General features: G+C 34.2%; 2 protein-coding genes. Both read right to left on the bottom strand.

Translation table 11 applies throughout. From position 1 onward, the window contains the following. Positions 1-1,180 (bottom strand): site-specific DNA-methyltransferase (locus BZK24_RS06545; RefSeq protein ID WP_143424391.1); only part of this gene is annotated, 1,180 nt, incomplete at its 3' end. Further along, positions 1,174-3,688, bottom strand: a 2,515-nt coding sequence (locus BZK24_RS06540) for a DEAD/DEAH box helicase family protein (protein ID WP_143424390.1), incomplete at its 5' end; no start/stop codon positions are given. The genes BZK24_RS06545 and BZK24_RS06540, both read right to left, overlap by 7 nt.

Here is a 3,688-nt window from a genome sequence, read left to right as displayed (position 1 = left end):
TCTCTCCACTATTAAGATTGCTTTCTTGTTCTTGCGTGAAATTAAAATTAATCTCAGCATTATTATCTCTGTAAATATTATCCGCATTTTTATGGACAAAATCTCTAAAATCTTTATCGTCATTATAAAGAGCCATGACTTTGTCTTTTGTTATATTCTCATACTTACTTTTTAAGAAATTTAATAGTGTTTCTCGTTTTTTAGTTTTAGGATCTATATAGATCGAATAGTGTTCATCCCATTCTTTAGCTACATAAAGAGAACGGATAAAACTAAAATTCTCCATATTTTTTGAATAAATTAAAATATATTCGGCATTTTTAACAATATTTCCTTTTTTAGCCGAAGCCACTTTCATGCCTTGCGTTGTTGATAATTCTACATGCAAATTCGCCACAAAATTCTCCCTAAGAAAAATCTCATCCATTAAAACCTTTAAATAAGCCTGTTCGTTGTCATCGCATTGCACAAAAATCACGCCATCATCGCTTAAAAATTCCCTAGCCGCTTCAAGCCTGTTTTTCATAAACACTAGCCAAGAGCTGTGGTTGAAATTATCGTTATAGTTAAAGCTGTCATTACCCGTATTATAAGGGGGGTCAATGTAGATGCATTTCACTTGTTTAGCGAATTTCTTTTTTAAAGAATGGAGAGCGATCAAGTTATTGCCTTTGATAAGGTAGTTCGTGCTTTCATCTTTTAAAGCGTTTTCTAAATCGCCTTGTCCATGCATTTCAAAACGGCACAACGCTTTTTGACTTAAAAGCGTGTCAATTTCGTTTTTATGCAATATTTCATGGTAAAAAAGCTCGTCAGATTTGGTGTTGTTATCTTTAGCGTTACCGAGTAAAACATCGTCTTTAAAAGGGAAATGCAAAACGACGGATCCGCTAGATTTGATAAAACCCCCTTGTGAATACAAACCTATTTTATTTTTAAATCGTGTGAAAGAGCGATCTAATTCTTTTATTTCTAAACATTCTAATAACGCTTTTTCATTGAATACGAGCGAATTAGCGATCATTTTAAAAAAGTGTTTTTTATAGTCGTTAGCGTTTTCATGCTCAAGCATGAAAATTAAAAGCTTTTCATCATGCTCTATAATTAAAGTTTCTAAGCGTTCTTTAGTGAAATGATTGATTAAAATATCTAGTAGGGTTTTGAGTGGGGTTTTTAACATTCTTTGTCCTTAAAAGTTTGATGGAAAGCGGTTTGAAAATCGCCATTGACTACGCTATTATGGAGCGTGAAAAACGGCAAGCCTTTTAAATGGAGTTTTTTGTTATGGCTTTTAAGCGTGGCGTTTTCTAGCATTTCTAAAAATTCTTTTTTCCAAGCGTTAGAAGGCTCTAAATGCTCGCCTTTAGCTTCCATGTAACAAGTGAAGCCTAAAAATCCATCTTCATGCGTTTGAGCAAAAAGGATAAAATCCGGCTCAAAACCTTGCGCGTAAAAAGGGCTATTTTCTATATTGCAAAAAACTTTTAATTCAGCGAAATGATCGTTCCTTAAAACGCACCATTCTTTGAATTTCTTGTTTAAAAGCTCTTTATTTTTATTGATAAAATCTAAAAAATCCCTTTCTAAATCGCTGTCCAGTTTCCGCATGTCTTTAAAAAGCAGCCATTCATAAAAGGGAATGCCTTTTTCCAACTCGCTAGCGCTAAGGCTTTTATTATGCGTTTCAAATTCTTTTAATTCTAACGCGCTCACATCGTATTTATCTTGCTCTTTTAAAAGCGTGTCCTTTAAGTTTCCAATGATATAAACAGCGAGTTTTAAAAGGATTTTGTTGTCGTCAAACTTTTGGTTTTTGTGGAAGTTTGTTTTTAATGGCGAAATATATTGCTCTATAAATCCCACTTTATTGTTAAAGGCATGTTTTTTAAAGGCTTTTTTAAGCGTTTTGAAATCCAGGTTTTTTAAATTAAGGGCTTTTAAAAAATAATTTAGGGGGATTTCATTTAAGGCATGGGGCTTAAAATAAGTTTTATCGCCTTTATTTTCTTCTTTAAAATCCACTTGCTTTTCACGCACATTAAAGCCAAATAAGGGGACATGCAAGCTTTGGAGTGTGGCTTCAACAGGGTCTGAATAGTCTTTATTGAATAAGTTTTTATTCTTATCTTTTGTGTTGCTCGCATAGTAGCATTTGAAACGCTTGGTGGGTGTTAAGGGGATAGTCTGTTTTTCATTTACAAATCCTAATCCTAAATCTTGTAACTCGTTGTTTAATTTAGCGATAAACTCGCTGTCATAAACGGCATGGTAGTCTAACCTTTCTAGCGCGCTTAAGGGGTTGGAAAAATCAAATTTGCGTTGGTGAAACTCTATGCGGCCTGGCTTGAAATCGTTGTAGCTAAAGGGGTAGTATCTCGCTCCTCGCCCTATGAGTTGGGCGTCTTTGGTGGTGTCTTTTTGACTCGCTTTGTTTTTAAGCCTGACAATGTCAAACAAATTCAACACATCCCAACCTTCATTGAGCTTATCCACGCTAAAAATCACTCTTTTAGGGTTGTCTCTGTCTTCTAGGGAGTTCAATAAAAGCATGCCCTTTTCTAATTCTTTTTCGTTATTGGTGTTAATTTGAACGCTTTCTTTGAATTTATTTTGTAGGAGCGCGACAAGGTTAGGGGTGTATTTTTGCTCATCAAAAAAGTTTTTAGCGGCTTTAAAAAAAGCGTTGCGGCTGTGATTGAAAAAATTTTCTAAATCTAAAGGGCTTAAATTTTCTAAAAACGCATTGAAGCGCTCTTGATTTTTTTTACTCTCTTCAATCCTTTCGCTTTTAAACAAAATACAGGGTTTAAAGTTTTCAATATTGTGGTGTTGGGCTAGTAATTCTTTATACAAACTGGAAACGCATGCCCCTAGAAAGCGTGTTTCTAATGCTTTATTTTCATAGGAAAGGGAGTAGATGTTTTTGCAAAATTTATCCTCGCTAAATTGTTTTAAGGTGTAAGTTACCACCTTTAAGTTTTCATACTTGTCTTTAACGCTTTTTTCATTAGGGATAGTGGCGCTAAATTCCAGCAATAAATTGTCTTTATTTTGTTCTAGGGCTAATTTCACCACGCTTTCCCAGTTGCGTTTTTCACTAGCCTCACTATCATTCAATTTCTTTTTAGTCTCTGTGTTTAAATGGTGCGCTTCATCCGCTAAAAAAACCAATTTCTGATCTTTTAAATCCTCTAGGGTGATAGCGTTTTCTTTAGCTTTAGTGAATAATGAAAACAAGCCCTGAATGGTGCTGAAATAAATGTTGATAGCGTTGCTGTGGCTTTCGTTTAAATTGTTGATGCTTTTAATTTCTGTGTTTTCATCATTGATATTGATATTTTCACTAAAAAGGTATTTTGATGAGGCGCTGTCTGTAAAATTCAATTTCGTTTTTTCTAAAATGCTGGCGCTATTCACAAAAAAGATAAAGTTTTGATAGCCTTGCTTATAGCATTCTAAAATCAAACCCGCCATCACTAAGGTTTTACCGCTACCGGTGGCCATTTCAAACATGAAATGCTTTTGAGTGGGGTTAGATTGGCGTTTTTCTAAATAATTATCTATCGCTTTTTTTTGATAGTCTCTAAGCTCTTTTTTTAAATTACTGGTGATGTGGGTGGGTAGCTCTATTTCTTTATTATTTTTTTTATTATTGGGTGCGTTATTTAACGCATGATTTTTTAATCGC

Origin of the sequence: Helicobacter pylori (genome assembly GCF_001998165.1) — a bacterium.
Lineage (GTDB): Bacteria > Campylobacterota > Campylobacteria > Campylobacterales > Helicobacteraceae > Helicobacter > Helicobacter pylori_DL.
This window is presented reverse-complemented; position numbering and strand designations above follow the sequence as displayed.